Raw genomic sequence first — 7,783 nt, forward strand, 5'->3', positions numbered from 1 at the left:
TGCAGAAGCCATAACCATTTCATCCAATTTACCATTCGAATTAATTTGTTTTTAGATTACTTTTGTAACAAACCAACCTTTTTCGATACTTATTAAAAAAAATATACTTATGAAGTTTTTAGGAAATGTAATTGCCACTGTTATTGGTATTTTTGTATTTATTATCCTCTTCTTTTTTGGGGTCATTCTTATTGGAGCAATTTTTGGAGGAGACGATGCTGTTTCTGTGAAAAGTGATTCTGTTATTGAATTAAATTTAAAACAAATTCAAAACGATTATGCCGGAAAATATAAAGACCCGTGGGTAACTGTTTTTTCGGATAAAAAAGGCATCGGTTTAACAGATGTAATCAATGCTATTGAAGCGGCGAAAACCGATGATAACATTAAAGGAATCTCTATTTTAAATGATGAGTCTTCTTTAGGTCTGGCACAATACAAAGATTTGAGAAATGCGCTTGAAAGTTTCAAAAAATCAGGAAAGTTTGTATGGGCATATGCCAATACGTACTCTCAGAAAGAATATTATCTGAATTCTGTAGCCAATACTATTTATTTGAATCCTGCCGGAGATTTAGATTTTAAAGGTCTTTCATCTGAGGTGATGTTCTTCAAAGATTTTCAGGAAAAATCAGGCATTCACATGGAAGTGATTCGCCACGGAAAATACAAAAGTGCTGTTGAACCTTTTCTGGAAAATAAAATGAGTGATGCCAACAGAGAACAGGTAACCGCTCTTTTAAACTCCATCTGGACTACGGTTACGACTGATATTTCAAAAAGCAGAAATATTCCGCTGCCGAAACTAAATGAAATCGCCAATGGATTACTGGCCAGAACTCCGGAAATGGCAAAAGCACAAAAACTGGTAGATGTTATTGCTTATGAAGATGTGTACCATAACGCGATTAAAAAAGCGCTAAAAGTAACGGGAGATGACGATTACAATAAAATTTCGATTTTAGATTATACTCAAAACAACATTACAACTGCCCTGACCAATACTGCTACTGATCAAATTGCTATAATTTATGCACAGGGTGAAATACAAGGCGGCGAAGGAGATGTTAATGTAATTGGTGAAGGTTCTATGCGACGTTCTTTACAGGAGGCGCGCAAAAATGAAGATGTAAAAGCAATCGTTCTGAGAATAGACAGTCCAGGAGGAAGTGCTTTAACTTCTGACCTGATCTGGAGAGAAATCGAGATAACCAAAAAAGTAAAACCGGTTGTGGTTTCTATGGGGAATTATGCCGCATCAGGCGGTTACTACATTGCCTGCAACGCCAACAAAATTTTTGCAGAAAGCAATACGATTACTGGTTCTATAGGTGTTTTTGGAGTACTGCCTAACTTCACTCCTTTAGCTCATAAATTAGGAATCAACACAGAGCAGGTAAAAACACATGAAAACTCCGCAAATTACAGTCCGTTTGTACCTGTTGACGAAAAATTTAAAGCCTTTACTTTAGAAGGAGTTGAGCATATTTACAAAACCTTTGTAACACACGTTGCAGAAGGCCGAAAAATGACTTTTGCACAGGTAGACTCGATCGCACAAGGAAGAGTCTGGTCAGGAAGTGAAGCTTTAAAAATTGGATTAGTAGATCAGATTGGAGGTTTGAATGATGCTATTGCTGAAGCTGCAAAAATTGCAAAGATCAAAACGTACAGTACACAAAACTATCCTGAATACGAAAAAACATTCAATGACCTTCTTTCCAATCTGCCATTTGCGCAATCAAAAGAAGCTTTTATTAAGGAAGAAATCGGAGAAGAAAATTATATGCTTATTGAGCAGGTAAAAAGACTTCAAAAACAAAAAGGAGTTCAGGCCATGCTTCCATTCGGAATAAACATTAAATAACTTCCTTTTAAAAATGAAGAATTTATTTGCCCTTGCTGCTATTCTGTTGCTGAATTTTGTGAATGCTCAGAATAAAACCGAAGTTGCTTTTACAGAAACTCCCATTGTTTTAAAAATCAACATCGATCAGCTTTTTGGTACGTTGACCACTCCGAATTTAGAAAAAAGGTGCCCGGTAGCTTTACTCATTTCAGGTTCAGGGCCTACGGATCGCAACGGAAACAATCCGATGATGAAAAACAATTCTCTGAAAATGCTTGCGGAAGTGCTGGCAAAAAACGGAATTGCATCATTACGATACGACAAAAGAGGAATTGCAGAAAGTAAACCGGCTGCTATCTCAGAACAAACTCTTGTATTTGAGAATTACACCGAAGATGCCAAAAGCTGGATCAATCTGTTAAAACAAGACAGCCGTTTCTCTGAAGTAGTTGTAATTGGTCACAGCGAAGGCTCTCTGATTGGAATGATTGCCGGAGCAAAAGCCAATAAGTTTATCGCAATCGCAGGCGCAGGAGAGTCTGCCGACCAATTGATCAAATCGCAAATTGCTTCCAAACAAAACAAACAAGTAGAGGAATTAACCTTCCCGATTATTGATAGTCTGAAAAGCGGATTTACAGTAAAGAAAGTAGACCCAATGCTTAATGCTCTTTTCAGACCAAGCATTCAGCCGTATTTAATTTCCTGGTTCAAATACAATCCGCAAAACGAAATCAAAAAACTAAATGTTCCTATTTTGATCGTTCAGGGAAATCAGGATTTACAAGTGACCGTAAAAGATGCTGAACTCTTATCGAAGGCCAATAAAAATGCTGAACTTTTGATCGTTGATAAAATGAATCATGTCATGAAAATTATCGATGGAGATCATCAGGCCAATCTGGAAAGCTATAAAAATGAGAGTCTGCCTATCTCAGAAATCATGGCCACTAAGATTATTTCTTTCATTAAAAAATAATCGGCAATCATAAAAACATTAAAAATCCGTTTGAACTTATATTCAGGCGGATTTTTATTTGGGACAAACAGAAGTATATTCTTAGGTTTAACAAAAACTTTATTTATGAACTCCATCAAAAAAAACTATTTTTGCAGCAATCAGTTTGCAATTTAACCCCTCAAATTTATTTATATGGTAAAGAAAATTTTAAAAATAACAGCTATAGTTCTTGTAGTCCTTGTAGCGGCCTTATTTGCCATTCCGTATTTCTTTAAAGATCAAATAAAAGCTAAAATTTCAGAAGCCATCAACAAAAGTGTTGATGCCAAGGTAAGTTTTACAGATGCCGATTTAAGTTTGTTTAAAAACTTTCCAAATGCCACTGTGGGAATCGAAAAACTGGTGATCATCAATAAAGCTCCATTTGAAGGAGATACTTTGGTTTCACTAGGCGAGCTAAATTTAAAAATGAGCATTAAGGAACTTTTCAAGGGAAAAGAAGAGCCTTTAAACATACAGGGAATCAGCTCTACCAATGGTCTGGTGAATATTATTTTCAACAAAGACGGTGTTGGTAATTTTGATATTGCCCTAAAAGACAAAGAAAAGGATGTGAAAGACGACAAAAGCAAACCGCTTTCACTGAAAATTCAAAATTATAAAATCGAAAATTTCACTTTCAGATACATCGATCAGGGATCTAAAATAAAAATGGTCATTGACAGTTTGAACCATGAAGGAACGGGCGATTTCACCAATTCAAAATTAGATTTAACAACGAAATCTGTTGCTAATGTTTCTTTGGAGATGGATAAGATTAATTACATGAAAAATGTAAAACTGACTTTAGACGCTGTATTGGGAATTGATCTTGAAAAAAGCAAATACACCTTTAAAGAGAATAAAGCTTTAATCAATCAATTGCCTTTGGAATTTGACGGATTTATTCAGATGGTGGATGCCGGACAAATTTATGATCTGAAGTTTAAGACTCCCACTTCATCCTTTACGAATTTCTTAGGACTAATTCCTTCTGCTTATGCTTCAAGTCTGGACGGCGTAAAAACTACCGGAGATTTTACTGTAGCCGGTTTTGCTAAAGGTGAATTAACCGAGACTACTGTTCCTAAGTTTAATGTGGCAATTGCTTCTAACAATGCTTCGTTTCAATATCCAAACCTTCCAAAATCGGTTCAGAATATTGTAATTGATACGAAAATTATCAATGAAACGGGAATCCTGAACGATACTTATGTTAATCTGGATAAACTTTCCTTCCGAATCGATCAGGATGTTTTTAACGCCAAAGCTAATATCAAAAACATCACGCAAAACCCTATGGTGAATGCCGCTTTGAAAGGAACCATCAATCTGGCGAATCTTTCTAAGGCTTATCCAATTAAAATGGACAAACCTCTTGCCGGTATTTTAAAAGCTGATGTGACTACACAATTTGATATGGCTTCTGTTGAAAAGAGCCAATACCAGAATATCAAAAATGCCGGAACCATGAGTTTGTCCGGATTTAAATATACAGACGAAAACAATAAATCGATGAACATCAGTACAGCATTGGTAGAGTTTAATCCGAGTACCATCAACCTGAAAAAATTTGACGCCACAACCGGAAAAAGTGATTTAAGCATTAACGGAGTACTGGAAAATTTCTATGGTTTCATGTTCAAAAAACAAGAGCTAAGAGGAAACTTCAATATGAGTTCAAATCAGCTGGCAGTGGATGATTTTATGACTTCAGGAACTCCTGCTACAGAAAAAGCAGCTGCAAAACCTACTGAAGCGATGAAGATCCCGGCCTTTTTAAATTGTACTTTAAATGCTAAAGCTACAACGGTTTTATACGACAATCTGAAACTAAAAGACGTTTCGGGACGATTAATCGTTAAGGACGAAAAAGCTACTTTAGAAAACTTTAAAACCTCTATTTTTGGGGGAACAATTGGCCTTAACGGAGCTGTTTCTACCAAAACAAAAGTGCCTACTTTTGACATGAATTTAGGTTTCAATCAGGTGGATATTGCGCAAACTTTTACGCAATTAGACATGATGAAAAAAATTGCTCCTTTGGCAGGAATCATCAACGGAAAATTAAATTCGACTATAAAATTAAACGGAAACTTAGACGATAAAGAGTTGACTCCAGATCTAAAATCAATCTCGGGAGATCTTTTAGGACAGCTGCTTTCAACTACTGTAAATTCTAAGAATTCAACTGTTATAAACGCCTTAACTTCTAACCTGAAATTTATTGATCCTAATAAAATAAATCTGAATGATATTAAAGCGGCTCTAACGTTTGATAACGGAAAAGTGAGCGTAAAACCATTTGACATCAAATATCAGGACATTAAAATTACAATTGGCGGAACTCATGGCTTCGATCAAACGATGAACTATAATTTAAAATTAGATGTTCCGGCAAAATACTTAGGAAATGAAGCCAATGCCTTCCTTGCTAAAATGTCTCCTGCAGATGCTGCAAAACTGCAAAACATTCCAATAAATGTGGTGCTTACAGGTAATTTTTCACACCCAAAAGTATCAACGGATATGAAAAGCGCTGTGACTAGTCTGGCTACGCAGGTTGCGAATCAGCAAAGAGACAAGCTGACTCAAAAAGGAACTTCGGCTCTTAATGATTTTATCAATAAAAATACAAAGGCTAAAGATACCACCAAAGCTGCTGCTACCGAAAAAGAGCAAAAAACTCAGGAGGTTACTAAAAAAGCCAGTGACTTAATCAATGGCTTGTTTAAGAAGAAAAACTAAATAAAAAAGGCATCTACGGATGCCTTTTTTTATTTCTTATAATTTAAATTGCTTGTCCTATAGTATTAAGTTTTCCATTGTTCAGGATGGAGTTTATGATTTTTACATAATCCTTTTTAGTATGCAAATTAATATCTATTCCGATACTGCAATTGTCGTAAGGTTCATATTTTTTAAGGTTTGAAACCGAGAAAAGCCCAATCGTTGGAGTCTGAACGGCACTGGCTAAATGCATGATTCCGCTATCAGCTCCAATAAACAAATCAGTATTGGCAATTACCGACCCTATTTCGCGGATATCTTTACTGTAAAATACAGGTGCCTGAAATGCAATTTGCGAAACATTTTCTACAGGCAGGATCTCGATAATATTATAGTCTTTATATTCCTCTTTAAGTTGCCTGTAAAAGTTCTCCCACCACTCTTCCGACAAGCATTTTGCTCCAGTCGCATACGTAAAAACACAGATGGTTCTTTTAGAATCAGGCACTAAGTCATTCAAAATTTTCTTTCCGTTAGCAATTTCGGCAGAAGATAGTTTAAGGTCAATCGGGGCTATTATTTTGTTGCTTTTTGCTAATCCAAGTTTCGTTAAATAATTTCGGAAGTTATAAACGGGATATTTCGCAATATGTTCGTAGTCTTTTTTTACAAGTTGAGATTCATCATTTAAATCTCCGTAAAATTTATATTTAGCATTAGAGAATTGGACTGCTAAACGTCCTGAAGAAGAGTTTTGATCTACATTGATCGCGACATCGTATTTTTGTGTTTTTATTGAAATCCAGACATTCAGATATTCCAATAAGCTTTTGAACGGTTTTTTAGGCAAACCAATTACCTTATTGATGTTTTGATAATTTCCAAAAATTACCAGAGCTAAAGCTCCCTTAACAAACAAATCGACTTTACAATTTGGAAACATATCGTTGACTTCCTGAACAAGTGGAGTAATCAATAATAAGTTTCCGAGTCTGGCATTTGGCCTGCAGATCAGGACCCGCCTAATTTCTGTTTTATCCACTAAAACAATATGCTGCTCTGACCTTGGCTTTCCAATGTTCTTAGTGAGACGGTGCATTACGCTGCGCCTGACCACATTTATTCGTTTTAAAACACTCATCTTTATAATCCACTTATTAATTAAATATTTGTCCTTGGAAATTCAAAAAAAAAACTTTCATTTCGCTTTTTGCTAAACTAGGTTCTCTTTAGATTTAAAATTAAAATCTTCTAATAAATAATTATTATAAAATTGTAATCAAATGTTTCAACATTCAAATTACAATTTTACTAAAACAGTATTATAAATATACTAAAACACTAACAAACAATTCCTTGCAAAGCGCTTTTCTTTCTTTAAATGTTAAACGGCAATACTAACCACATAACCTTCCGAACCTCTCACATTAAAAACAGTTCCGTTCTCAAAGATTAAATATTGCCCTTTAATTCCCGTTAATTTCCCCTGAAATGACGGGGTTTTATCCAGATTCAGACTGGTTACTTTAGTTGGATAATTTAAAACCGGATACTGCAGTTCATACAGATCATTTTTTTGGGTATAAAAATATTCCTGTACTTCTGCCGGAATCAAACTTTCTACTTTTGCCTTTTCAGCCAGCAGGTCGAAACTTTCACCTGTATTTTGGAGCATCTTTCTCCAGTTTGTTTTATCCGTATAATGGTCTTTTAATGCCACCTCAGTAATTCCGGCTAAATATCGGTTTGGAACCTCAACAATCGCAATAGCCTGTGTGGCTCCCTGATCGATCCAACGTGTTGGAACCTGAGTTTTACGCGTTACTCCAACTTTTACTTCACTTGCCAAAGCCAGATACACCACATGAGGCTGAAGCTGTACTTTCTGTTCGTATTCCAAATCACGATCTGCAATTCCTAAGTGTGCGGTACTGAGTTCCGGTCGCATAATCCAATCCCCAACAGCAGGGCTTGAGTAAAAGCACTCATAACAAAATCCCTGGCGGTAGATCTTTTTCTTCTTGTGGCAATTCAGACATTCAAACCCGACGAAATTAATCTCAATTTCTTTGTTCAGTAATTGATTCATGTTTAAAAAACTGTCTTCAAATACTAAATAATACTGAATTGGAGCCCCCATTTCAGTTTGCATTTTTGTAAGTACGCCTTGATATGTCATTAGAATTTAGATTGCTGATTGTAGA

The 7,783-nt window shown here is 35.7% G+C and carries 5 protein-coding genes; 3 read left to right on the forward strand and 2 right to left on the reverse strand.

All coding sequences use genetic code 11. The annotated features are described in order from the left end of the window. The first annotated feature begins 109 nt into the window (after nucleotides 1–109). The 3 genes from sppA (at nucleotide 110) to B0A80_RS10930 (ending at nucleotide 5,597) form a co-directional block, all read left to right on the forward strand. Nucleotides 110–1,867 carry a signal peptide peptidase SppA gene (gene sppA / locus B0A80_RS10920; RefSeq protein WP_017497756.1) on the forward strand — a complete coding sequence of 586 codons (1,758 nt, stop codon included), beginning with the start codon at nucleotides 110–112 and terminating at the stop codon, nucleotides 1,865–1,867. Nucleotides 1,868–1,880: 13 nt separating this feature from the next. Beyond that, the gene (locus B0A80_RS10925; RefSeq protein ID WP_089077303.1) at nucleotides 1,881–2,828 is read left to right on the forward strand and encodes an alpha/beta hydrolase; all 948 of its coding nucleotides are present in this window, start codon (nucleotides 1,881–1,883) and stop codon (nucleotides 2,826–2,828) included. Between the two features lie 174 nt (nucleotides 2,829–3,002). Beyond that, entirely contained in the window at nucleotides 3,003–5,597 is a 2,595-nt protein-coding gene (locus tag B0A80_RS10930) for an AsmA family protein (protein ID WP_089077304.1), read from the forward strand. Between the two features lie 43 nt (nucleotides 5,598–5,640). Here the strand turns inward: B0A80_RS10930 and B0A80_RS10935 are convergent, their stop codons facing one another. Further along, on the reverse strand, nucleotides 5,641–6,720 hold the full coding sequence (locus B0A80_RS10935; protein ID WP_165769247.1) for a glycosyltransferase family 9 protein: 1,080 nt from the start codon (nucleotides 6,718–6,720) through the stop codon (nucleotides 5,641–5,643). A 243-nt stretch (nucleotides 6,721–6,963) separates the two neighbouring features. After that, nucleotides 6,964–7,758, reverse strand: a complete 795-nt coding sequence (locus B0A80_RS10940) for a DUF2797 domain-containing protein (protein ID WP_017497752.1) — start codon at nucleotides 7,756–7,758, stop codon at nucleotides 6,964–6,966. Nucleotides 7,759–7,783: the final 25 nt, after the last annotated feature.

Source organism: Flavobacterium tructae, from assembly GCF_002217475.1.
Taxonomy (GTDB): Bacteria; Bacteroidota; Bacteroidia; order Flavobacteriales; family Flavobacteriaceae; genus Flavobacterium; species Flavobacterium tructae.